The 20,632-nt window shown below is 59.2% G+C and carries 30 protein-coding genes and 1 pseudogene; 29 read left to right on the forward strand and 2 right to left on the reverse strand.

Annotated features, from left to right (window positions below):
- Positions 1–402 precede the first annotated feature (402 nt).
- The 10 genes and pseudogenes from G8E10_RS17560 (at position 403) to G8E10_RS17605 (ending at position 8,554) form a co-directional block, all read left to right on the forward strand.
- A pseudogene (locus G8E10_RS17560) lies at positions 403–1,502 on the forward strand (IS3 family transposase).
- Between the two features lie 445 nt (positions 1,503–1,947).
- Positions 1,948–3,225, forward strand: a complete 1,278-nt coding sequence (locus tag G8E10_RS17565) for a tyrosine-type recombinase/integrase (protein WP_167130095.1) — start codon at positions 1,948–1,950, stop codon at positions 3,223–3,225.
- The gene (locus G8E10_RS17570; RefSeq protein WP_167130096.1) at positions 3,218–3,937 is read left to right on the forward strand and encodes a hypothetical protein; all 720 of its coding nucleotides are present in this window, start codon (positions 3,218–3,220) and stop codon (positions 3,935–3,937) included. The genes G8E10_RS17565 and G8E10_RS17570 overlap by 8 nt, the downstream gene beginning before the upstream one ends.
- 100 nt (positions 3,938–4,037) lie before the next feature.
- Positions 4,038–4,226: a helix-turn-helix domain-containing protein gene (locus G8E10_RS17575; protein WP_132442966.1), complete on the forward strand. Its 189-nt coding sequence runs from the start codon at positions 4,038–4,040 to the stop codon at positions 4,224–4,226.
- A gap of 36 nt (positions 4,227–4,262) precedes the next feature.
- Positions 4,263–5,042, forward strand: coding sequence for a phage antirepressor KilAC domain-containing protein (locus G8E10_RS17580; protein ID WP_167130097.1), 780 nt, complete (start codon positions 4,263–4,265; stop codon positions 5,040–5,042).
- Positions 5,039–5,875, forward strand: a complete 837-nt coding sequence (locus G8E10_RS17585) for a helix-turn-helix domain-containing protein (RefSeq protein ID WP_167130098.1) — start codon at positions 5,039–5,041, stop codon at positions 5,873–5,875. Before G8E10_RS17580 ends, G8E10_RS17585 begins: the two co-directional genes overlap by 4 nt.
- A gap of 175 nt (positions 5,876–6,050) precedes the next feature.
- A complete protein-coding gene (locus G8E10_RS17590; RefSeq protein ID WP_167130099.1) occupies positions 6,051–6,848 on the forward strand; it encodes a hypothetical protein in 798 nt (265 codons plus the stop codon).
- Positions 6,845–6,988: a hypothetical protein gene (locus G8E10_RS17595; RefSeq protein WP_167130100.1), complete on the forward strand. Its 144-nt coding sequence runs from the start codon at positions 6,845–6,847 to the stop codon at positions 6,986–6,988. The genes G8E10_RS17590 and G8E10_RS17595 overlap by 4 nt, the downstream gene beginning before the upstream one ends.
- A gap of 23 nt (positions 6,989–7,011) precedes the next feature.
- Positions 7,012–7,371, forward strand: a complete 360-nt coding sequence (locus G8E10_RS17600; RefSeq protein WP_167130101.1) for a hypothetical protein — start codon at positions 7,012–7,014, stop codon at positions 7,369–7,371.
- Between the two features lie 565 nt (positions 7,372–7,936).
- Positions 7,937–8,554 (forward strand): hypothetical protein, encoded by a 618-nt coding sequence (locus tag G8E10_RS17605; protein WP_167130102.1) that lies wholly within the window; start codon positions 7,937–7,939, stop codon positions 8,552–8,554.
- Positions 8,555–8,769: 215 nt separating this feature from the next.
- Here G8E10_RS17605 and G8E10_RS17610 read toward each other — a convergent pair whose 3' ends face one another.
- Positions 8,770–9,480 carry a hypothetical protein gene (locus tag G8E10_RS17610; protein ID WP_167130103.1) on the reverse strand — a complete coding sequence of 237 codons (711 nt, stop codon included), beginning with the start codon at positions 9,478–9,480 and terminating at the stop codon, positions 8,770–8,772.
- Between the two features lie 190 nt (positions 9,481–9,670).
- Here G8E10_RS17610 and G8E10_RS17615 point away from each other — a divergent pair, with 190 nt between their 5' ends.
- A complete protein-coding gene (locus G8E10_RS17615) occupies positions 9,671–9,856 on the forward strand; it encodes a hypothetical protein (protein ID WP_167130104.1) in 186 nt (61 codons plus the stop codon).
- A gap of 47 nt (positions 9,857–9,903) precedes the next feature.
- Positions 9,904–10,239, forward strand: coding sequence for an HNH endonuclease (locus tag G8E10_RS17620; protein ID WP_281517636.1), 336 nt, complete (start codon positions 9,904–9,906; stop codon positions 10,237–10,239).
- A 104-nt stretch (positions 10,240–10,343) separates the two neighbouring features.
- On the opposite strand, the gene G8E10_RS17625 is transcribed toward G8E10_RS17620, so the two are convergent.
- Positions 10,344–10,535 (reverse strand): DUF2158 domain-containing protein, encoded by a 192-nt coding sequence (locus G8E10_RS17625; RefSeq protein WP_132442978.1) that lies wholly within the window; start codon positions 10,533–10,535, stop codon positions 10,344–10,346.
- Between the two features lie 70 nt (positions 10,536–10,605).
- Between G8E10_RS17625 and G8E10_RS17630 the strand changes: the two genes are divergently transcribed.
- From G8E10_RS17630 to G8E10_RS17705, 17 genes are all read left to right on the forward strand, one after another.
- On the forward strand, positions 10,606–10,971 hold the full coding sequence (locus G8E10_RS17630) for an HNH endonuclease (RefSeq protein ID WP_167130106.1): 366 nt from the start codon (positions 10,606–10,608) through the stop codon (positions 10,969–10,971).
- On the forward strand, positions 10,958–11,086 hold the full coding sequence (locus tag G8E10_RS26040; protein WP_281517637.1) for a hypothetical protein: 129 nt from the start codon (positions 10,958–10,960) through the stop codon (positions 11,084–11,086). The genes G8E10_RS17630 and G8E10_RS26040 overlap by 14 nt, the downstream gene beginning before the upstream one ends.
- 39 nt (positions 11,087–11,125) lie before the next feature.
- A complete protein-coding gene (locus G8E10_RS17635) occupies positions 11,126–11,362 on the forward strand; it encodes a hypothetical protein (protein ID WP_167130107.1) in 237 nt (78 codons plus the stop codon).
- Between the two features lie 276 nt (positions 11,363–11,638).
- Positions 11,639–11,980 (forward strand): helix-turn-helix domain-containing protein, encoded by a 342-nt coding sequence (locus tag G8E10_RS26045; RefSeq protein WP_281517638.1) that lies wholly within the window; start codon positions 11,639–11,641, stop codon positions 11,978–11,980.
- Positions 11,980–13,698 carry a terminase large subunit gene (locus tag G8E10_RS17645; RefSeq protein ID WP_167130108.1) on the forward strand — a complete coding sequence of 573 codons (1,719 nt, stop codon included), beginning with the start codon at positions 11,980–11,982 and terminating at the stop codon, positions 13,696–13,698. The genes G8E10_RS26045 and G8E10_RS17645 overlap by 1 nt, the downstream gene beginning before the upstream one ends.
- On the forward strand, positions 13,698–15,017 hold the full coding sequence (locus tag G8E10_RS17650) for a phage portal protein (RefSeq protein WP_281517639.1): 1,320 nt from the start codon (positions 13,698–13,700) through the stop codon (positions 15,015–15,017). Before G8E10_RS17645 ends, G8E10_RS17650 begins: the two co-directional genes overlap by 1 nt.
- Positions 15,014–15,859 carry a head maturation protease, ClpP-related gene (locus G8E10_RS17655; protein ID WP_167130109.1) on the forward strand — a complete coding sequence of 282 codons (846 nt, stop codon included), beginning with the start codon at positions 15,014–15,016 and terminating at the stop codon, positions 15,857–15,859. Before G8E10_RS17650 ends, G8E10_RS17655 begins: the two co-directional genes overlap by 4 nt.
- 15 nt (positions 15,860–15,874) lie before the next feature.
- Complete coding sequence (locus G8E10_RS17660) at positions 15,875–17,185, forward strand: phage major capsid protein (RefSeq protein WP_167130110.1); 1,311 nt, start codon at positions 15,875–15,877, stop codon at positions 17,183–17,185.
- Between the two features lie 51 nt (positions 17,186–17,236).
- Positions 17,237–17,449 (forward strand): hypothetical protein, encoded by a 213-nt coding sequence (locus G8E10_RS17665; RefSeq protein WP_132442984.1) that lies wholly within the window; start codon positions 17,237–17,239, stop codon positions 17,447–17,449.
- Positions 17,450–17,460: 11 nt separating this feature from the next.
- A complete protein-coding gene (locus tag G8E10_RS17670; protein WP_167130111.1) occupies positions 17,461–17,832 on the forward strand; it encodes a hypothetical protein in 372 nt (123 codons plus the stop codon).
- Between the two features lie 2 nt (positions 17,833–17,834).
- A complete protein-coding gene (locus tag G8E10_RS17675) occupies positions 17,835–18,365 on the forward strand; it encodes a head-tail connector protein (RefSeq protein WP_167130112.1) in 531 nt (176 codons plus the stop codon).
- Positions 18,362–18,715 carry a head-tail adaptor protein gene (locus G8E10_RS17680; RefSeq protein WP_167130113.1) on the forward strand — a complete coding sequence of 118 codons (354 nt, stop codon included), beginning with the start codon at positions 18,362–18,364 and terminating at the stop codon, positions 18,713–18,715. Before G8E10_RS17675 ends, G8E10_RS17680 begins: the two co-directional genes overlap by 4 nt.
- Positions 18,708–19,160, forward strand: coding sequence for an HK97 gp10 family phage protein (locus G8E10_RS17685; protein ID WP_167130114.1), 453 nt, complete (start codon positions 18,708–18,710; stop codon positions 19,158–19,160). Before G8E10_RS17680 ends, G8E10_RS17685 begins: the two co-directional genes overlap by 8 nt.
- Entirely contained in the window at positions 19,160–19,549 is a 390-nt protein-coding gene (gene gp17 / locus G8E10_RS17690) for a tail completion protein gp17 (protein ID WP_281517646.1), read from the forward strand. Before G8E10_RS17685 ends, gp17 begins: the two co-directional genes overlap by 1 nt.
- The gene (locus tag G8E10_RS17695; protein WP_167130116.1) at positions 19,546–19,974 is read left to right on the forward strand and encodes a phage tail tube protein; all 429 of its coding nucleotides are present in this window, start codon (positions 19,546–19,548) and stop codon (positions 19,972–19,974) included. Before gp17 ends, G8E10_RS17695 begins: the two co-directional genes overlap by 4 nt.
- Positions 19,974–20,321, forward strand: coding sequence for a hypothetical protein (locus G8E10_RS17700; protein ID WP_167130117.1), 348 nt, complete (start codon positions 19,974–19,976; stop codon positions 20,319–20,321). The genes G8E10_RS17695 and G8E10_RS17700 overlap by 1 nt, the downstream gene beginning before the upstream one ends.
- 113 nt (positions 20,322–20,434) lie before the next feature.
- Positions 20,435–20,626 carry a hypothetical protein gene (locus tag G8E10_RS17705; RefSeq protein ID WP_245506988.1) on the forward strand — a complete coding sequence of 64 codons (192 nt, stop codon included), beginning with the start codon at positions 20,435–20,437 and terminating at the stop codon, positions 20,624–20,626.
- Positions 20,627–20,632 lie beyond the last annotated feature (6 nt).

Here is a 20,632-nt window from a genome sequence, read left to right on the forward strand (position 1 = left end):
AATTCTGAATGCGCGTTCTCACCATCGTTTACCCAGCAGCTCGGCTGTCATCCTTGCACGGCAAAGAGATTTGAAGATTGTGCGGTGGATTCGTGCGGAAATCTGCGGCGCTCCACTGGCTGCCAGCGCTCGCCTACATTCGGAGAATGTAAACTGGACGGCCGCCGTGATCTCGTGGCAACGACGTGACGTCAATCTGTCGCCCGACCCCGTTCTTGAATTAACGGCAGTCGCGTCCGAGCCCCTTTTGCCAGAACAAAAACCTTACGTCCACCGTGCGTGTCGTTGAGGGCCCCATTTAGGCATTGTTCAGATGGAAGACTTTGAGGGATGGCGGATGACCTGAGCCCCTGAACTTCCGCTAGATTTTGGTAGAGTCCGTCACAATGAGGAGACGGACGAATGAAGCGTTCACGGTTCACGGAAGAACAGATCATCGGGATATTGAAGGAGCAGGAGGCGGGCGCGAAGACAGTCGATGTCTGCCGCAAGCACGGCATCTCGGACGCAACCTTCTACAAATATAAGGCAAAGTATGGCGGCATGGACGTGTCGGATGCCCGCAAACTGAAGGCGCTTGAGGACGAGAACGCCAGGCTGAAGAAGCTGCTCGCCGAGGCCGTGCTGGACAATGCGATCCTGAAGGATGTCGCTGCAAAAAATGGTGACGCCCGATGTGAAGCGGGATGCGGTGGCTCACGTCTGTGCGCAGCACGGGGTGAGCCAGCGTCGGGCGTGCGAGGTTCTGTCGGTGGATCGGTCGAGCATGCGATATCGCAGCGTGCGGCCTGACGATGCATCCATCCGCGAGGCCATGACGAAGCTGGCGTCCGAACGGCGGCGCTTCGGTTATCGCCGTATCCACGTCATGCTGCGACCGGCAGGGGATCGTCATGAACCTGAAGAAGCTTCGGCGTCTCTACCGGGAGGAGAAGCTGACGGTGCGCAAGCGTGGCGGCCGAAAGCGGGCCTTGGGCACGAGACGTCCTCTGGCTTTGCCGTCGCGTCCGGGCGAGCGCTGGAGCCTGGACTTCGTCAGCGATGCCTTCACCGACGGTCGCCGCTTTCGGGTCCTGGCCGTCGTCGACGACTTCACCCGAGAATGCCTATGCCTGGTTGCCGATACATCCCTGTCAGGCGCAAGGCTTGCCCGTGAACTGGACAGTCTCATCGCCAGATGCGGAAAACCGAGGACGATTGTCTCGGACAACGGGACGGGGATGACCAGCATGGCCATCCTCAAATGGTGCCAGGAGACCAAGGCGGAATGGCATTACCTCGCCCCCGGCAAGCCGATGCAAAACGGCTTCGTCGAAAGCTTCAACGGCAGCTTCCGCGATGAGTGCCTGAACGAGACGCTGTTCTCGTCGCTCACTCAGGCCCGCGCCGCAATCACTGCATGGAAGGAGGATTACAACAGAAACAGACCGCACTCGTCGCTGGGCAACATCACCCCCAACGAGTTCGCAATGAAAATAGCTATGGAAAAACACGCCGCATGAGGCCAGATTAAAAACCCAAAACTCTCCCGAAAACTGGAGGGAAAGTGGGTCTCAGGTCACGGAGTATGCCCCTATTCGCCGAGCGAACACCGCGTATATTCGAACGTCCGCCTGCATTGAGGCAGGCCGGAGAGCGTCCACATCATGAAGAGGGGATATAGCTATCTAGGTTCTAAGATGGCTTTGTTTTCAGAACCTTCTGGTTCCTGCAGGATATGAGGAGGGAGCAGAAAGTAAATGGATCGCCACACCAAATTTAGTGTGGCAGAACATTAGAGGCCCAAACTGCCACACCACAGAAATAGATGAGGGGTTTCTATGCCTTGAAATGGCGTTGGAGGCCTCGCCCGGAATTGAACCGGGGTGCAAGGATTTGCAGGCTAAATCCTTTGCATCCACGGGAATTCGGGACTCGCCATTTCACCTTGTTAAATAACACTTTCGATTGACGAATATTCTTTACACCTTTATCAAAATTCCATCGAAAAAGTGGTCCCGGGACTCGCTCGGGCGTATTTGGTGGGTGCAAAGAATGGGGACTCAGCGCTTAACGGCCGAGGTTGTTAAATCACTTCCGTCGGATGGGAAGGATCGCCTTTACTTCGACGACCTTGTTCAAGGATTCGGCGTGCGCGTGACATCCACGGGCAGCCGGTTGTTCATCGCACAGCGCCGGATTGGCGGTAAGCCAATCCGGGTGTCCATCGGCAGATTTCCTGAGATGTCCGTCTTGAAGGCTCGCGAAGAAGCGAGGGCCATCCTTAACACCATGGGGCAGGGGGTCGACCCGAGAAAGGTTCAGGTTGCTCCCGTTATATCGGAGTTGAGTTTCGCCGATGCCACTGACAAATGGCTGAATGAACACGTCCGGCTCAAGCTGAAGGATTTGACGGTTCGTGACTATGAAAAAATAGCCGACGAATTGAAAACGCGGTTCATCGATAGGACCCTCGCTTCGATATCGAAAGACGACGCGCGCAAACTTCACGCCGACAAGTCAGCCACGGCGCGTCGGGCAAACTACTATTTGGCCGTCCTGTCAGCAATCTGCAACTACAGCGACAACCTGTTCGTGACCAAAGGCGTGAAGCGATTCCGCGAAAACCGGCACGAACGGATTATGACGACCGACGAAATGGAGCGAGCGTTTGGCGCCCTGCACCAAGTTGAAGCGGACAAGACTGTTTCCGTTTTTGCATGTGCTGCCATCAGGTTTGCGATCCTCACAGGCGCGCGCCCTGCGGAAATCAAAGCGATCGAATGGAAGCACCTCGACCATGAAAGAAAGCGTGTCGTGTTGGAGGATTCGAAGGCGAACCGCCAGCGCATAATCTACACGAACGAGGCAGCCTGGACGGTCCTCAACTCGGTGCCTCATTTCGGAAAGTTCGTGTTTGCCGGCGAGAAAAAGAACACAGCCTATTCGCGTCTCACGAATGCTTGGACGAAAGTTCGGAAGGTCGCCAAGTTGCCTGACGTGCGGCTCTATGATTGCCGACATTCCTTCGCGTCGCAGGCTGCGATGGCGGGGCACAACCTTCCGATGATCGGTGCTTTGCTGGGGCATACCGTTGCGGCGACGACGCAACGCTACGTGCATCTCGTTGGCGATCCAGCGAGCCAGGCATCGGAGGATGTAGGCAAACGCATGGCCGCGGCAATGGCAGGAGCATCAGCGGCGAAAGGTGCGACTCCCATGAAATCGAGGAAGAGAAGTGGTTGAGCACATCCTTGACGCCGACTACTCAACGCAGCTGCTTGAGACGGTCCTGAAGCACTTTCCGGCTATCGGACGCAAGCGCGCGGAAGACCTCGCGGAGTCTGCGGACTACGATATCCGACAGTGCATTGCGCGCCTTGGGTCGAGGGATCTTCGCCGTCGGCGCGGCGCCGTGGTTGTCGAAAACGTTCACACGGCGAGAAGTCCGGCTGCAAACCTGAAACGGCGCTTGGAGGCAGTCCGCTCCAGATCGCAGTGGAGATATCTGAAGGCGCGCGCGGAAAGTACAGACGTTATCGAAGATTTTCGGCGAGACGCGATCGAGCAGCTCGGCGTCTTCGAACAGGCTTGCAATTTGAGTCATTTGACGATGCTCGCCGCCGCGGTATTCGACGGGCAGGACGGGTGGGCACTCGAGGAGAGAATCCTCGAGCGTGCGAAGGAGTCGGCGGCGCTGGGGCGCCGCCAGAGGCATTCATGGGAAGACGACGCGCTCGTTGAGATTGTATGCCTATGGTCCTCATGCAGCGGCCGGCGCCCGCCGATGATCGGTCCGGGAAGAAAGACGCCCATCGATCGGAAAGGTGAGATGACCGCATTCGTCCAGGACGCGCTCGCCTGCTACGCAGGTCGCGGCGTTGATCACATATTTCCTGGCGCCTCGACCAACAGCTGGCGGCGCGTCGTGCTGAAGTACCGCGAACAATTTCTCTGATTGTCAGAAATGGCCAATTTCTGGATAGGATTTTCTCGGCATAATTCTGCATTTTCTCTTCATTCGCGGAACAATCGCGAAGTTATGGAGGGAACTAGAAATGACCGACGATCTATTCGACGAAGACGAGGCCGCGAAAATTCTCCGCCAAAAGCCCCGAACGCTGACCGTATGGCGCTCAACCGGCAAGGGGCCGCGATTTCTAAAACTTGGCCGCCGGGTCTTCTATCGCAAAGAGTGGCTGACGGACTTTCTTGCGACATGCGAAGTCGATCCTAGCGCACGCTAGGACACCCATCACCCCCCGAAAATTTGGAGTTCTGACATGACGGAAAATCATGACGGCGAAGCTGCGCCAAATACAGCGCTGACACTTGAAGATATCGGCGGCGAACTTCGGATCGAAGACACCATTCTAGGCAAAAGGCTTGGTTTTTCCGAGCCGAAGAAAATTCGTCCGTTGATCAAACGGCATGCCGCCGCCCTGGAGAAGTTCGGGGCCCGGCTTACGGTGAGCCGGGTCGTCAACGGCGGTGCGGCGGAGGTGAGTTACCTGAACCGCCAGCAGGCAATTTTCATCACGGCAAAATCCGGTACGGAGGTTGCGACGCAAGCCACGATCGAGATCGTCAAGCGTTTCGACGAGCTTGAGCAAAATAGTCGCCAGAATGCGCCTCAGTTTGCCGTACCACGGACCCTTGCGGATGCGCTTCGCCTCGCGCTTGAACAAACGGAGAAGGTCGAGCGCCAAGCCGCGCAAATTGATGCGATGAAAACCGACATCCAAGTTCTCGAGCGAATCCAAAAAGCCGACGATCTGTATGGGATCCGGCAAGCAGCCCAGATCCTTCAGGTTGAAGAGAAAAAGTTCACAGCGTGGCTGGTCGCGAATAGGTGGTGCTTTCGGCATCCCGGCAGCGCCGTTCTCATGGCCTTCGCGGACAAGCGACGGGCGCCGAGACAGTTCGCTGTTCACAAGCTCGAAACGTTTGAAAAGCGCGACGGAAGCCAAGGATCACGGGAGACCCTGAAATTCACGACCGCCGGCATTTCAAGGCTTGCTGCCGAATTCAACGTCGCAGACATGTTCGGAGGCGTGCAATGACATCTCAAAGAAAAGCCGACCAGAGCGCCAACTCTGACCGGCCCAATAGCAAGTCTCACAATTCACTTAGAATAGTCCGCAATACCCAAGATGGCAAGCAATCGCTCGCGAAAACGCCATGGCTCTGGCAGGAGGCAATGATGTCCGCCGACCTGCCGGCATCGGCCTTCCGAGTCGCCCTTGCCATCTTGAAGTTCATCAATCGTGAAAGTGGCCGATGCTTCCCGAGCTTCGAAACCATCGCTGCCGCGACTACGCTATCCGTGGCTGGCGTTCGTAAGGGTGTCGCCGCGCTCCGCAAGGCGGGCTTCCTAGTGACAACGAAATCGGGTTTCAACCGATCACTCGACTACCAAATCCAGCTTCCAACCGCTGAAATGGACGCCGGTGAAACGTCCCAAACAGGGCGCACGAACCGTCCCAAACAGGACGGTCGAAGGGTCCCATTTGGGACGGTCGAACCGCCCCATTTGGGACCGATAACCTTCGAAGTAACCTCTGAAGAGGAACCTCGGAAAGTAACCATCGGGGACAGCGCATTTAGCCCGGCCCCCAACGCTTCGCGGCCTTCGGCTCCTTCGAATGATAAATCATTCTCAGGGGGGCCTGCCGTATCAGGCGCCGGCGAAGGGAGAGAATTTTTCGCTATCGAAGGAAGGGCGGAAGACGACGAAGCGCTGAGACTAGAAATCGCAGCCGTCATCTGCGGCGATCTCGACGTCAATAAATGGGCGGCCGACAATATTCCCGATCGCCGGAAAATGCTTGTCGTCCTGAATTCAGCCAAGGCCGGCGTTCTACGATCTCAAGACCTATGGGAGGCGGTGAAATGAGCCAGGATTTAGATGATCTTCCTCTTTTCGCCTGGGCAAGCTCAAGGCCGATTGCGACGGTTACTGATCTCCGCGTTGTGCTGATCAGGAATGCCATAGCTGGCAGATGGGACATACGGACGTATCCGCAGCCGGGCACGGTTCTACCCATGGCACGGACGGGGAGGAAGGCATCATGATCTCTTCACACGCCGTCGAGCGTATCGCGAAGCTCATGCCTCTGTTGGCGTCGGACAAGGAGGGCGAAGTCATTAACGCCGCACGAGCCATGGTGAAAGCGCTACGGCGCGAGAACCGCGACCTGCACGATGTCGTTCGCCTGATCGCGTCACCGCAAACGACCATTGACCCCTTTGGCGAGGCCTCCTCAGCCTGGTCCGACATTCTGAGGAAAGCAGCTGAGGCAGAAGAGCGCGCCGCGAGGGGGCGTGCCGAGGCAGACGAGAAGCGCAAGCGCGCCGAGGAGACGAGATGGGCTGCCTACTTTGAGGAACAGCGTCGAGAAGCCGAGGCGCGTCTAACTGCAGCGATCGCGGAATTCGGGCCCGAAGAGGCCGCTTTCGCGGAGACACCCGAAGAAACCCGCTTGGCAACGGGCCCTGTTGCCTTTCCGGCCACGGTGATCGAGCAGGTTGCGGAATGGCAATTCTGGCAAGACCTCGCAACGAGGCGGCGGCGCTACGATGACAGTTTCGAGGACTCAGAGATTGTTTCGGACCGTGTCGACGGGCTCGAGCAGTGCATCACGAGCACGCCGGCGCGGACATGGGCGGATCTCGACGCCCGTCTTCATTGGCTGAAGAACGCCCTCGCCACCGGACAGCGAACGACATGGGTCGAAGATGACATCGCCCAGTACGAACTCTTAGCCCGCGACTTGACACGTCTCCGCAGAACGCCGCGGTCGGCCGCAAAACGCCGCCGGGAGGCTTGCGCAACTCAGAGCGATTTTTTCGAAAGGACTTCACAATGAAAGACGATTATCAGAACACCGAAAAGAAAGCCGAGCTTGCCGCCGCGCGCGCCGCGCTTCGCTCGACGGTCACGCGTGTCGCAGAACTTGCGGCGCAGATCGAGGCGCGCGGCATCGCGGCTCGGGAGGATGCACAATGACGGGCCGCATCCGACAGCATGTCGTGCTCGACGTCATCGAAGTCGAGGCGTCCTCACAGTTCGAAATCCGTGACAACCGCGGGCGCCGGCATGCCGGGCCTTTCGAGACCCGGGAGGCGGCGGCCGCTGCGATGAAGCGGATCGACGGAAAGCCGCCGCGGCGGAAGTACGACGGAACGCCCTCCGCTGCCCGGCTCGCCAAACAGGCTGACGCAGCGCCGGGCTGGATCCGCGACGCCTCGATCGCGCATTTCGATCCTCATGCCGATCGGGAGTATCGGGAAAGCCGTCTTGGCACGTTCGGCCCAGCCTCGGAGGTCCGGAAGATAGATCCGGCAACTTGGCTGGCGGAGCAAGAAAAAGAAAAAAATCCGCAGCGGTGATTCGGTCACCCTCGAAAATCCCTTTAAAATAAGGAAAAAATGACCCTGCTTGACGGGGTCATTTTTTCCTGAATCTATGGCGTCTTCCCCACGGTAAGGCGCTGTTTTTCATGCAGGAAACTGAAGATCACCCGAAAGCGCCTGCCCGACCGCGTTCGGCGAACGGCATAAACATTCACCGGTTTTGCGAAGGACATGGCATCAAAGTGCGACCCTACGCTGAGTCGAGGATCCCTCGTCCGGCCAAGACCATTTACGGTGGTCGCCAAGTGGGACGACTGATCCGGAAGAATGAACCAGCTGTCGCTCTTGCTCTGCGATGCATCCTGGCGTCCGATCCAACCTGCCTCGATGACGGAACGATCTGGGCTGTTTTTCTCGTCGTTGATGCTCACGGTTTGACGCAAGGAAAGGCGCAGGACGCGATCTGCGCCTTTCGGGCTCTTGATTTGGCCGCAACGCGGAGGCGCGCTCAGAGGCTCGCTGTGGGGCGAGGCGGTGGCATGACAGCAATGACGGCGGTGTTCGCTGCCCTGATCGCGGATCGGATAGTCGGAGAGGCTGCATGAAAATTACCGAAACACAGGCTCTAATTCTCGATCAGATCATCGAAGCATTTCGCACGGACGCTGCATTGCCGGTTCGGGTCGGACCGAAGGCTTTCGGTACCGCCATGCCCGACCCTGTCGAGAGTCGGCAAGATGTCTTTGTGACGATGCGTGAGGACCTTGCGGAAACCGGCGGCCGCCGTACTCGCTATGAGAATCAAGCCAGAAACCGCGAGATCGAGCGCCGGGCGCTGTGTAGCCGCTCACGCATTTCCGCGATGGAGCAGGCATTCGGTTGGCTAACTGACTTCATCGACGACGAGGAAAGCAGGAAAATCCTCCTCGCTTACTCCGACTGCAAAGCCCGAGGATGGGTCTGGGAGCGGTACATCTCGAACAGAAACCGTAAAAATCCGCAGAAAACAGCGTGGGTTAAACGAACTCTCCAGAGAAAGATCTGCAATTGCCTCCAAATGCTTGAGGACCAAATTCCCATGAATACCATTTTCTTGAGTCCAAACAGGGATTTACTCCTGTCCCGGATTGAGGAAAAAGGGAGTGGCAAATCGATAAATTCGGAACGGTTTGCGTGGATGGCCTCCGATGGAAAACCCACCTTACGGCGGACGGCTTAACCGGACCATCCCGGAATACCAGGGCAAGCCACCCGGCGCCCGGCATGAGAGAAGCCAAGCGGCGCCGAGGCGGACGCTTGGTGGGGTGGCCAGTCCGGTGAAACGCCGGACACAAGTTACCAGCGCCGTCCCCCGTCGAACACCGAATGCGCTGCTGATCCCGCATACCCGAAATGGAGCCAGGCTTTGCGGCCCGGTCTCCTCTCACAAGCTGGTCAGATCTGGAACGTAGAGCTCATTTCCTGCGCGATAGCTTTACTTTTCGCCAAAGCTTCTCGGGCAAAGGTTATAGCGGAAACGCCGTGTTTTTCGAAGGTGAAGTCAACCCAGACGACAATGTTCTCAGTCAAGACGCTGTTTGGCATAACACGTTGAGTTCGAGGGTCGATCGGAACCCCCATTATGGAGACGCCCCCGCCAAACGTTACACCCGGGCCATATGACACGCTGCCGCCTCCCGGTCTCGAGACAGTAACCTGCCTTTCCTCTCGCCGGGTTTGAGGAGCGAGGTCGATGTGCTTCCCCTCATTGCTCAAATTGTTGAGAATCTCCAACCATCGATTGTCGGAGTTGATGAATGGCTGCAGGGACAGAAGATAACCCGCAAGGCCCGCATGCTTGTCCTTGACCGACTTCCAACGCCAGCGCCCCATGATGGAACTAAACGCATGTTCGTCTGTCGCAACGGGGAAATAGATCGCCGCGGCTTCCCTGTCTTCTGGCGACAAGCTCGGCGAAACATGGAGCTCAAAATATCGACGCGCGCTTCTGTCTAAACCGCTACGAAGCTTCTCAAATAGGTCGTGACACAACTGCTTGGTACGAGCGCTCACCTCTTTTTTCTTGAGAGCGTGCCGGTAATCGCCTTCCAATTCAGCAAGTATCTCCTCGGCTCGTTGGAACACCACAGCAATATTTTCGTGCATTCTAGGATCTCCTGTCCCCATCCCATTAGTTTCGTAATAAAGCGCACGCGACGTTCGCATTCGGTCGATAAACAATCAAAGAAAATCATATGGCGCGTCCAATGCAAGACATTTGCATGCGCCTCCTCAATCAGAAAGCCGGCGCTGCCGACCATGAACAACCTATTGTTCTCCTAATGAAGGAACAGCAATGACTGCTACCAGCCAGAACATCGTCAAGGAAACGCTGACCCGCGCCGTCGAGAGCCTCGACCGTGAGGTTGAGCGCCACGAGAACCACGCCAACTACCTGCGCGAGGAACTCGACAAGGCCGAGACGGCAGCCAAGCAGGCCCGCGACGATGCGGCCGAGATCCGCAAGACGCTGGACGCGTAACGCCGATGTCTGCCGGCCGCCCATCCTCAAGAGAGCGCGGCTATACGATGAAGTGGGAGAAGGCCCGAGCCGTCTTCCTCGCTCAGCCCGGCAACCAGATCTGCCGGCGCTGTCAGGCACACGGCCTATTGAACGCCGGTAACCTCCGTCCCAACGGATCCTTGCAGACAAACCCGAAGCGTATGCATCTGGTCGTCGATCACATCGTCCCGCACAAGCAGGACCAGAAACTGTCCTGGGATCATGCTAACTGGCAGCCCCTCTGCCCTGACCACCATGACATCACCAAGCAGCAGAAAGAGCACGGCAAGGTGCGCAGCGGCACCGGGCTGGATGGTCGTCCGCTTGATCCTGCTCACCCGTGGAACCAAAGACCAGCATGAGCAAGTCCGCTGACCGCATGAACCCCACGCGTAGGGGACCGAATGCGCTGCTGATCCCGCATACCTGACATGGAGCCGGGCTTTGCGGCCCGGTCTCTGTATCGTTAGTCAGTAAGCTTCAGTGACGTTAATGCGAACACGCCGCTTTCTTTCTTCCATGGCGCCTTGTCCTGGACGAACCAATCACACCACGCATGGAGTTCACCACCACTCGCCCGACGGTCGATGGTTGAAACGGTCATTTTGGGTCCACCTGATTTTAGAACAACAACGTCGCCTACTTTGATCTGATCCATGAATTTCTCCCGAGATTAGCCGGTACACGTTCAGACGAACGACCAGCACTACAAGGTTGCTTAAAGTCCCATGGAACGCAAGCTAAAGCTGTCGCAGTTGCGCCCGACGATCGGCCGTCTGCCTCCTCTGTTCGGCCCGGTGCCGGGAGACGAGAAGGAACGCAACCGCTTCCGCTCTCAGTCCGAGCCATGGCGCAAGCTCTACACATCGGCGCGATGGAAGCGCCTACGGATCGCGACCTTCAGGCGCGCTCTCTTCACCTGCCAGATGTGCGGTAAGATCGAGGGCAACACGTCCCTGCTGATCTGCGACCACGTCAAGCCGCACAAGGGTGACGAGGATCTGTTCTTCGACCCCGACAATCTCCAGACTCTGTGCGTGCCATGCCACGACGGCCCGAAGAAGAGACAGGAGCGAGCAGATGTCGGACGCTGACCTGAAGACTGCCGAGTTTCACCCTGACCGTGGCATGTACCTTGTTCGCATCCAGCGCGGCAGCCAAGCATGGTGGAAATGGTTCGGCGATAAGAAGAGCGCCGAGGCGTTCTAAGAGCCGACAGAACAGGAGCGGGCGGAGCCCGGACAGTAGATGGCCAAGCCTAGCCCTGACACGACGCCTCTTGTCTTCCGCCAGCGCCAAGACGGCAGCATGCGCGCCTACTTCAACGGCGTTCCCATCCCTGGCGTTACCGACCTCACGATCAACCAGAGGAGCGAAGACCGATACGCCCGGGCAACGATCGAAGTCATCGGTCTCGGCTTCCGTGTGGAGCTTGAGCCTGACGACGCGCCGCATCGGGTGATCGAAGAGGTCGTCGCCGAGTAGAAAAGTTATTCGGGGTTTCCCTCTCTGTAGGTCGGAAAAATCCGGATTTTCACCCTCGAAAGGCGGTCATATCAGTCCCGCCTCACATGCCGATGACCTTATGTAAGTCAAGCCTCATGGGGAGGGGGGTTAAAAAGTCGGAAAAGGCCCTCAAGCCCGCACCCGCGTCCCCCTCATGTACGCAATTTTTTTTCAAACCGGTGATTTTCTACCATGGCAGGAAACAAAAACTCCGGCAGGAGGGCCTATGCGCCGACCGATGAGGAGCGCGAGAAAGTGCGCGTTCTCAAGGCCGGGGGCATGTCGAACGAGGCAATTGCCGAAGCGATCGGCATTTCCGAGCCGACGCTGTCAAAGCATTTTCTTTCCGACCTCGAAGTTGGCGCTGCGAAGGTGAGGGCGGACATTCTGATGGCCCGTTATCGCTCGGCGCTGGGCGGCAATGTCTCGGCTCAGAACAAGATGCTGGAAACGGCCGGCGCCGCTCAGGCACGTGACAAGCGCGCCCCAGCAGCGCCCAAGCTGGGCAAAAAGGAACAGCAGGCTCTGGCGGCAAAGAACGTCGGCAGCAAGTTTTCACCGCCGGCACCGCCTAAGCTTGTCGTGAGCAACACCTGATGGCTTGGACGACGGCCTGCCCGGATTGGGAAGACAGGATCCTGTCGCGCCGATCGCTGGTGCCGTGCGACCCGCTCTTTCCAGAAGAGGCCGACGCCGCGCTGGAAGTGTTCAAGTCGCTGCGCATCGTCGACGTGGCCGGCCAGCCAACGTTCGGAGAGGCCTGTGACGAGTGGGTATTCGATTTCGCTCGCGCGATCTTCGGAGCCTACGATCACACGACGGCGAAGCGGCATATCCGCGAGTTCTTCATGCTGATCTCGAAGAAGAACGGCAAATCGACGATCGCCGCGGCCATCATGCTCACGGCGCTGATTAGAAACTGGCGCCACTCGGCAGAGCTGCTGATTCTGGCGCCGACGCTTGAGATCGCGAACAACGCGTTCAAGCCAGCGAGCGACATGGTGAAGGCAGACACAGAGCTGCAGGATCTCCTGCATGTTCAAGAGAACTTTCGCCAGATCACGAACCGCCTCACCGGTGCCGTGCTCAAAGTAGTGGCCGCCGACAACAACATCGTGGGCGGCAAGAAGGCGGCTTTTGTACTCGTGGATGAGCTTTGGCTGTTCGGCAAGATGGCAAATGCCGACGGCATGCTCAGCGAGGCCACAGGTGGCCTTGTGGCGCGTCCGGAGGGTTTCGTCATCTATCTGTCCACACAGTCCGACGAGCCGCCAGCGGGCGTCTTCAAGGCAAAGCTCGACTACTTCCGAAACGTGCGGGACGGGCTCATTGTCGACAAGAAAAGCTTGGGAGTGATCTACGAATTTCCGCAGGCGATGATCAAAAGTGAAGGCTACCTGGATCCGGCCAACTTCTGGATCACGAATCCGAACATGGGCCGCTCTGTCAGCCTCGAGTGGATCGCGGACAAGTTCAAGGAGAAGCAGGAGGCAGGGCCGGGACCGTTCCGCACCTTCCTTGCGAAGCACGGCAATGTCGAGATTGGCATGAACCTGCGCAACGACAACTGGCCGGGCGCGAAATACTGGCTGGATGCTGCCGACGAGTCGATCACGCTGGAATCGCTCCTGGATCGATCGGAAGTAGTGACCGTCGGCATCGATGGCGGTGGTTTGGACGACCTTTGCGGCTTGGCTGTTCTCGGCCGTTGCAAGACGACACGTGACTGGCTTCTGTGGAGCAAGGCCTGGGCTCACAACGATGTTCTCGAGCTGCGCAAGGACATCGCGCCGCGCCTGATGGACTTCACCAAGAACCGCAGCGGCACCTATTCGGACATGACGATCTGCGAAGAGCCGACCCAAGACCTCATGGAGGTCGCGGACATCTGCGTGCAGGTCCGCGACGCCGGATTACTTCCGGAAAAGGGCGGCATCGGCGTCGATCGCATGGGCCTGCCGGGCATTCTCGAAGAGCTGCTGTCTCGCGGCTTTGATGTGGATGTCAACGGCGGAACGATCACCGGCATCCCTCAAGGCGGCCATTTGAACCCTGCTATTCTCGGCTCCGAGAGGCGCCTGAAGGACGGCACAATGTGGCACGCCGGGCAGCCGATCATGGCTTGGTGCGTCGGCAACGCAAAGGTCGAGATGAAAACGAACGCGCGCTCGATCACGAAGCAGCTATCGGGGTCCGGCAAGATCGATCCGCTGATGGCCATGTTCAACGCGGTGATGCTGATGAGCCGGAACCCGGAGGCGAAAGCTTTGGACCTCAAAGAATTTCTCGCCAAACCGATCATGGTCGGTGTCTGATGTCGAAACGCAGCAACGCACGTCGCCGGGGCAACAATCCCGCCAACATGACCAATCAGCAGGACCTGGAGAAACAGCGCCGCCTGACGCTCCAGGACGGAAAGGCGTGGGCGGGGGCATTCGGTACGTCCAACCATGCTGGCAAGAGCGTGAACCTGAACACGGCTCTGCAGCTATCGACGGTTTGGGCGTGCATTCGCCTCACGGCGCAGGCTGTTTCGTGCCTCCCGCTTTCCGTCTTTGAAAAGCAGGCCAACGACGACCGCGTGAAGGTCGGCAACGACGAGAATATCGCTGAAGTCATCTGCGACAGTCCGAACCAAGACCAGACGCCTCTCGAGTTTTGGGAGACGAAGGTTGCCTGGATGTTGGCGACCGGGAACGCTTATTCCGAGAAGGTAGAATCCACCCGCCGACTGTTGGCCCTGCAGCCGATCGGCAGCCACGATTGCCACCCCGTGCGGCGCAATGACGGCGAGCTGGTCTACAGGGTGCACGACCGCGGCAAGACAGAGGATCTTCCAAGAGAGAAGATTTTCCATCTGAAGGGCTTCGGGTTCGGCGGCGACGTTGGCCTTTCCCCGATCCGGTTCGGCGCTCAGACGTTCGGCTCGGCTATCGCCATCGAGGAGGCGTCGGGCCGACTGTTCGGTGCCGGTCTACAGGCAAGCGGCGTGATTTCCGCTACCCAGCGCCTCGACAAGGGACAGCGTGAAGGCATCCAGGAGATCATGGAGACCTTCGTGGGGTCGTCCAACGCTGGCAAGCTCATGGTCTTGGAGGCCGGGCTTGAATACCACCGTCTGGCGCTGTCCCCGGTGGACGCTCAGATGCTCGAAAACCACCGTTTCAGCATCGAAGAAATGTGCCGCTGGTTCGGGGTGCCGCCGATCATCATCGGACACGCTGCACAGGGCCAAACGATGTGGGGGTCGGGTGTTGAGCAGATCCTGCTGGCATGGCTCACGCTCGGCATTGATCCAATCTGCGACCGCATCGAAGCGCGAATCCAGAAGCAGCTTATCCGGCCGACCGGCAATCGTCGGCGCTATGCCGAGTTCAATCGCGAGGCGCTGCTCCAGATGGACAGCACCGCAAAGGCGGCCTTCCTGTCAACGATGACGCAGAACGGTCTGATGACCCGCAACGAGGGCCGCGCCAAGCTCAACCTGCCTCGCATGGATGGCGGTGACGTGCTGACGGCCCAGACGAACCTTGCGCCGCTCGACAAGCTCGGCGCTTCGACAGACGGCAACTCCGCTCGCGCTGCCTTGCGCGCCTGGCTCTCCGATCAGCAAGATGAAAGGACGTCCAAATGACGATCCGTGACCTCCCTGCGGCCCGCGTCACGGTTCGGCCGGGCCTTCGCTCCGAACTTCAGCCGTCGGCGCTCGACCGGTGGAACGCTGATGTCCACGCAGCCGCCAAGGAAGAGCCGGTCGATACGATTTCGATCCTTGAGCCGATCGGCGCCGACTGGTTTGGAGACGGCGTGACCGCGAAGCGCGTGTCCGGCGCTCTCCGAGCCATCGGCAAAAAGGACGTCGTCGTGACGATCAACTCGCCGGGCGGTGACTATTTCGAGGGTCTGGCGATCTACAACATGCTGCGGGATCATCCCGCCAGGGTGACGGTCAAGATCCTCGGCATCGCAGCCTCTGCGGCATCGGTGATCGCTATGGCTGGCGACGAGATCCAGATCGCGAGGGCTGGCTTCGTGATGATCCACAACACATGGGTCGTTGCCGGCGGCGATCGCAATGCGCTGCGCGACGTGGCCGACTGGCTGGAGCCGTTCGACGCGGCCGCAACGGACATCTATGCAGCCCGGACCGGCATCGATCCGAAAGAGATCGCCAAGATGCTCGACAAGGAGACGTGGCTCGGTGGGTCCGATGCTATCGCCAAGGGCTTCGTTGATACGCTCCTGCCGATCGACGAGATCGATACGAAAGCTCAAAACACCAGTCAGCGCCGGCCCGAGGCTGCAGCGCACAAGCTGGACACTCTTCTCGCCCGACTGAACGTGCCGCGATCCGAGCGGCGCGAACTCATCCAGGCGGTGAAAGGCGGTACGCGTGACGCTACCGCATCCGGCATGCACGACGCTGCCGTCATGTCGGAGGTCTCAGACCTCCTCGAAAGCCTCAAATCCATCTAGGTCAAGGAGACCATCATGAATAAGCATATGATGCCGCGCGTTTCGCTCGCGGCCCTTCTCGCTGCGCGCCCTCTCGCCGTCATCGGCGCTGTCCGTAACGATATCGACGCTGGCAAGCTCGAACAGCTCCTGAAGGACGTCAAGTCCGAAGTCGGCCGTGTGGGCGACGAGGTCAAGCGGACCGCCGAAGACGCGCTGAAGCAGTCCAAGGACGCTGGCAAGACCTCCGACGAGGTCAAGGCGAAGGCCGACGAACTGCTGACGATGCAGGCCAAGCTGAACGACGCCCAGAACAAGCTGGAAGGCAAGATCGAAGCGCTCGAAACGCGCAACACGGACCTTGAGCAGAAGCTCGCCAACAATCGTCGCGGCGGCGGTGGCGGCGACGACGTCAAGTCGTTCGGTCAGCAGGTTGCCGGCTCCGACAAGCTGAAGCAGTTCGTCGCACAGGGCGCCAAGGGCACGATCAAGATCGATGTCCAGAACGCGATTACCACGGCGGGCGGCTCGGCCGGCACCCTCATCGTACCGGCACGCGACACGGAGGTCGTCGAGATCCCGCGACGGCAGATGACGATCCTGAACCTGCTGAACTCGGTGCCGATCACGGTCAATTCCGTGGAGTACGCTCGTATGGTCCAGCGCATCAACGCCGCGGCCGCCGTTGCTGAAGGGGATCTCAAGCCCGAGTCCAACTACGTCTGGGAACTCGACGATGCGCCGGTTCGCACCATCGCTCACTGGGTTCCGGTGTCGCGCCAGGCCATGGACGACATTCCCCAGCTGCAGGGCGAAATCGACGGCGAGCTGCGCTACGGCCTGGAGCTCGTGAAGGAAAACGAGATCCTGAAGGGCGATGGCACGGGTCAGCACCTGCACGGTCTCGTGCCGCAGGCGACCGACTACAATCCGGCGTTCGCGCCGGCCGACGAGACCGACATCGACACGCTGCGCCTCGCACTCTTGCAGGCATCGCTTGCCGAGTACCCGGCCGACGGCATCGTTCTGCATCCCACCCGCTGGGCGAAGATCGAGCTGACCAAGGACGGCCAGCTCCGCTACATCTTCGCCAACGTCGTGCAGATGGCAGGTCCGCAGCTCTGGGGCCGCCCGGTCATCGCAACGCAGGCCATGGCCGAGCCGGAGTTCCTGACCGGCGCCTTCCGCGTGGCGGCCAAGGTCTACAAGCGCATGGATGTCGAGGTACTGATTTCCAGCGAAGACCGCGACAACTTCGTCAAGAACATGCTGACCGTCCGCGCGGAAGAACGTCTGGCCCTCGCGGTCAAGCGTCCGGCCGCCCTCGTCACTGGCGAGTTCCAGTAATCGACACGGGGCGGTGACCAGTTCGCCGCCCCGCCAACCGGAGACGACAGCATGAAGTATTTCAAGGCATCCCGATCGTTCTACGGCTCCCTCGGCAGCGTGCGCCGCAACGATAAGATCCTGCTCACCGACCCCCGCCTCGCCGACAAGGACAAGGTCGTCAAGGAACTCGTCAAGAGCGGTCTCCTCGTGCCTGCCAGCAGCGACGGCGAGCCAGCATCTCCCGCAACTCCCCGGGCAGCCAAGACCAAGCCCCAGGCATAAGGATTACGACCATGAAACGTCTGAAAATGACAGTGAAGACGGCCGCGGACGGTACCGCGACTGCGTTCTCTCCGCGCGCAACCGGCAAGCTGCACAGCATCCACTACGTCGAGGACGGTGCCACTGCTTTCGCCGACGGCGTCGATTTCACCGTGACGGCCGAGACCACGGGCGAAACCATCTGGAGCGAGCAGAACATCAACGCCTCGGCAGCTCGGTATCCGCGCGCGCCGACGCAGTCTGCTGCTGGCGCAGCCGCTCTCTATGCGGCTGGCGGCACGGCTGTGCAGGACAAGATTGGTCTCGCAAATGACCGCATCAAGATCGTCGTGGCGCAGGGCGGCAACGCCAAGGTCGGCCACTTCATTGCGCTGATCGACTGATCATGACGGTACGCGTCATCGAACCTCCTGCCGCGCTGGTAACGCTGGAGGAAGTGAAAACCTTCCTCCGCATCTCCGATCCTGATGCAGACAGCGTTATCGCGTCGCTCATCGTTGCGGCTCAGGCTGAGTTCGATGGGCCGACCGGCTGGGTCGGCAGGTGCTTCGGTGAGCAGAAGTTGGAGTGGTCGACCGGGGCGTTGGGTGACGAGGTTCACGTACCGTATCCGGAACTGATGTCTGTCTCATTGATCCAATGTTATCGCGACGGCGAATGGCAGGCTGTCGCTGACACAACCTACGAAATGGATGATGCTGGCTTCATTCGCCCGATTGAAGGAGCCGCATGGCCCCCGATGACGGCAGCCCGTGTCCTCTACGTCGCCGGGATGGTTGCTGGAGATCCGCGTCGAGAGCAGATCAAGACTGCGATCTTCTTCCACGTCAAAATCCATTTCGATGACGGAGATCATAGCGACCGGTTGCGCGATGTCATCGCGACACTGCTTGCTCCTCTGAGGGTATTCTCATGACCGTGAACGTGTCGCAGCTTGATCGGAAAATCACGCTTCAGAGGGCTGGTATGGCAGCCAACGCGTTCAACGAAGAGATCGGCACTTGGCAGGATCTTTCCACGGTATGGGCTCGCCGGCGAGACGCGTCTGATAGCCAGAAAATCGAGTTGCTGGCTGCGGGCCAAGTCGGCTCGTTTCGAGTCAGTCGTTTCACAGTTCGCTCCTCCATTCTTACCCGGTCCATCACTCCGGTCGATCGCATCCTCCATGATGGAGTGGTCTGGCAGATCAACGGCGTGAAGGAGCTGGACGAGGGGCGTCATCGCTTCATCGAAATCACAGCCTCCCGGGATGCTGACAATGGCTAAGGTCACGATCAAGATCGAAGGGCTGAAGGAACTGGATCGGGCGCTGGGTCAGTTGCCGAAATCCACCGGCAAAGCCGTTCTGCGCAAGGTTTTGAAGGATGCAGGCGAGCCGGTCGCGCAAGCCGCTCGCGCGAACGCGCCGAAGCTTACGCTCCATCTGACAGAAACGACGGATGTCGGCACGAAGCTGACCCGGCGCCAGGCCTCACTGCATAAGAAGCAGGCGAAAGATGATCGCGCCTTCTCGGAAGTCTTTATCGGCACGAGCGATCCCGCCGGCATGCAGGATGAGTTCGGCAATGAGCACCAGGCGGCCGAACCTTGGTTGCGTCCAGCATGGGACGGAAAGAAAGACGCCACGCTCGATCACATTAAGAACGCGCTTTGGGGTGAGATCGAGCGAGCCGCAGAACGACTGGCGCGCAGGGCCGGCAGGAGGCGTTGATGGAGGAGGCCCTTATCGCGCTGCTCCTATCGGATGCAGACCTGATTGAGATCGTTGACGGCAAGGTTCGTCCTGGCCGCGCAAGCCAGACTGATCTTGCGCCGTTCGTCGTCGTGCAGGTGATCGACAAGAACCGCTCCTACACGATGAAAGGCCATTCGGGCCTCGTCCGGAGCCGTGTACAGATCGACGCGTATGCGGACACCTATGCTCAGGCGAAAGAGGTCTCTCGCATCATCGAGGCGCGCCTCAACGGTTACAAAGATACGGCCTTCAAGGCGGTCTTTCTGGAAGACCATCGAGACTTACCCGCAGCGGACGCGGGCACGGTGACGACGAAGTTCCGCTCATCCCTCGACATCACAGTTCACTATGGAGAACCGCAATGACCGAAGCCATTCTCGGCTACGACACCGGATATGAGATCTGGGACAGCACGCTGTCCGTGCCGGCCTATATTCCTGTCGCCGAAGTCACGATGGTAACACCCGGTTCGGCGACTGCCGACAGGGTGGAAGCCACGCACATGAAGAGCCCCGGCCGTCGTCGGGAATACATTGCCGGTCTGATCGACAGCGGCGAAGCTTCGATCGAGATCAACTGGGTTCCGGGCAGCGCAACCGATGAACTGATCCGTCGTGTTTTCGAGTCCGGCGAGACGGTCCTTCACCGGATCACCTTCCCCAACAAGGCGCGCGTCGCGTTCGAGGCCCAGATCACGGGCTACGAAAAAGACGTCCCGGTCGACGATCGCATGACGGCAACGATCACCGTTTCGGTCTCCGGCGCGGAAACGTGGGATGAGGCTGCCTGATGGCCAATCAAGAACGCGGTGAGGTCGCCTTCCATGCGCTCGGCAAGTCTTGGACGATGAAAATCGGCACGGGCGCTATGTGTGAAATGGAGGATGCCCTGGGCAAGGGCATCTCCGAAATCAGTCAGGAGCTGTCAGGCAAATCCGTAAAGCTGTCGCTTCTCCGGACGATCTTCTGGGCTTCTCTGCAGCGCCACCATGCCGGCACGACACTGCAGGAGTGCGAGGACATCATAGACGAGATCGGCGTGGCTGAAGCTGGCCCGCTCATCGGCAAGGCCTTTCAGGCTGCTTTCCCCAAGAAAGAGCCGGGCACGCGCCCTCGGAAGGCGGCGGCAGCAGCTTAAGCTGGCCGTCGCGGGTATCCGAATGGGTCGCAATCGGTCAACCCTACGAGCTGTTCTGGCAGCTCACGCTTCGCGAAATCAGCGTCATTCTCGCGGGCGAACAAGAGCGCCAGATGCGCGAGCGCAACGAGCGGATGAGCCTCGCCTGGCACATCGCCAAGCTCGATCGTGTGAGGAAAATGCCCGCCTTGAAGGACATGCTGACCGTGAAGAAAACGCGCGTGAAGCAGACGCCTGAAGAGATCGAGGCCGTCACTCGATCATGGCTGAGCAGCCGCGCCACGCGGAAGCGGAAAACCGCGTAAGACAGG

The organism is Ferranicluibacter rubi (assembly GCF_011603255.1).
GTDB lineage: Bacteria > Pseudomonadota > Alphaproteobacteria > Rhizobiales > Rhizobiaceae > Ferranicluibacter > Ferranicluibacter rubi.

Coding starts and splice junctions, on each gene's coding strand:
- G8E10_RS17590 (WP_167130099.1), top strand. CDS start 6,051: ATGATCTCTTCACACGCCGTCGAGCGTATCGCGAAGCTCATGCCTCTG.
- G8E10_RS17655 (WP_167130109.1), top strand. CDS start 15,014: ATGACGATCCGTGACCTCCCTGCGGCCCGCGTCACGGTTCGGCCGGGC.
- G8E10_RS17580 (WP_167130097.1), top strand. CDS start 4,263: ATGACGGAAAATCATGACGGCGAAGCTGCGCCAAATACAGCGCTGACA.
- gp17 (WP_281517646.1), top strand. CDS start 19,160: ATGGAGGAGGCCCTTATCGCGCTGCTCCTATCGGATGCAGACCTGATT.
- G8E10_RS17660 (WP_167130110.1), top strand. CDS start 15,875: ATGAATAAGCATATGATGCCGCGCGTTTCGCTCGCGGCCCTTCTCGCT.
- G8E10_RS17595 (WP_167130100.1), top strand. CDS start 6,845: ATGAAAGACGATTATCAGAACACCGAAAAGAAAGCCGAGCTTGCCGCC.
- G8E10_RS17620 (WP_281517636.1), top strand. CDS start 9,904: ATGAAGTGGGAGAAGGCCCGAGCCGTCTTCCTCGCTCAGCCCGGCAAC.
- G8E10_RS17605 (WP_167130102.1), top strand. CDS start 7,937: ATGAAAATTACCGAAACACAGGCTCTAATTCTCGATCAGATCATCGAA.
- G8E10_RS17685 (WP_167130114.1), top strand. CDS start 18,708: ATGGCTAAGGTCACGATCAAGATCGAAGGGCTGAAGGAACTGGATCGG.
- G8E10_RS17695 (WP_167130116.1), top strand. CDS start 19,546: ATGACCGAAGCCATTCTCGGCTACGACACCGGATATGAGATCTGGGAC.
- G8E10_RS26040 (WP_281517637.1), top strand. CDS start 10,958: ATGTCGGACGCTGACCTGAAGACTGCCGAGTTTCACCCTGACCGTGGC.
- G8E10_RS17615 (WP_167130104.1), top strand. CDS start 9,671: ATGACTGCTACCAGCCAGAACATCGTCAAGGAAACGCTGACCCGCGCC.
- G8E10_RS17665 (WP_132442984.1), top strand. CDS start 17,237: ATGAAGTATTTCAAGGCATCCCGATCGTTCTACGGCTCCCTCGGCAGC.
- G8E10_RS17700 (WP_167130117.1), top strand. CDS start 19,974: ATGGCCAATCAAGAACGCGGTGAGGTCGCCTTCCATGCGCTCGGCAAG.
- G8E10_RS17625 (WP_132442978.1), bottom strand. CDS start 10,535: ATGGATCAGATCAAAGTAGGCGACGTTGTTGTTCTAAAATCAGGTGGA.
- G8E10_RS17635 (WP_167130107.1), top strand. CDS start 11,126: ATGGCCAAGCCTAGCCCTGACACGACGCCTCTTGTCTTCCGCCAGCGC.
- G8E10_RS17675 (WP_167130112.1), top strand. CDS start 17,835: ATGACGGTACGCGTCATCGAACCTCCTGCCGCGCTGGTAACGCTGGAG.
- G8E10_RS17670 (WP_167130111.1), top strand. CDS start 17,461: ATGAAACGTCTGAAAATGACAGTGAAGACGGCCGCGGACGGTACCGCG.
- G8E10_RS17680 (WP_167130113.1), top strand. CDS start 18,362: ATGACCGTGAACGTGTCGCAGCTTGATCGGAAAATCACGCTTCAGAGG.
- G8E10_RS17610 (WP_167130103.1), bottom strand. CDS start 9,480: ATGCACGAAAATATTGCTGTGGTGTTCCAACGAGCCGAGGAGATACTT.
- G8E10_RS17630 (WP_167130106.1), top strand. CDS start 10,606: ATGGAACGCAAGCTAAAGCTGTCGCAGTTGCGCCCGACGATCGGCCGT.
- G8E10_RS17575 (WP_132442966.1), top strand. CDS start 4,038: ATGACCGACGATCTATTCGACGAAGACGAGGCCGCGAAAATTCTCCGC.
- G8E10_RS17645 (WP_167130108.1), top strand. CDS start 11,980: ATGGCTTGGACGACGGCCTGCCCGGATTGGGAAGACAGGATCCTGTCG.
- G8E10_RS17650 (WP_281517639.1), top strand. CDS start 13,698: ATGTCGAAACGCAGCAACGCACGTCGCCGGGGCAACAATCCCGCCAAC.
- G8E10_RS17585 (WP_167130098.1), top strand. CDS start 5,039: ATGACATCTCAAAGAAAAGCCGACCAGAGCGCCAACTCTGACCGGCCC.
- G8E10_RS17705 (WP_245506988.1), top strand. CDS start 20,435: ATGCGCGAGCGCAACGAGCGGATGAGCCTCGCCTGGCACATCGCCAAG.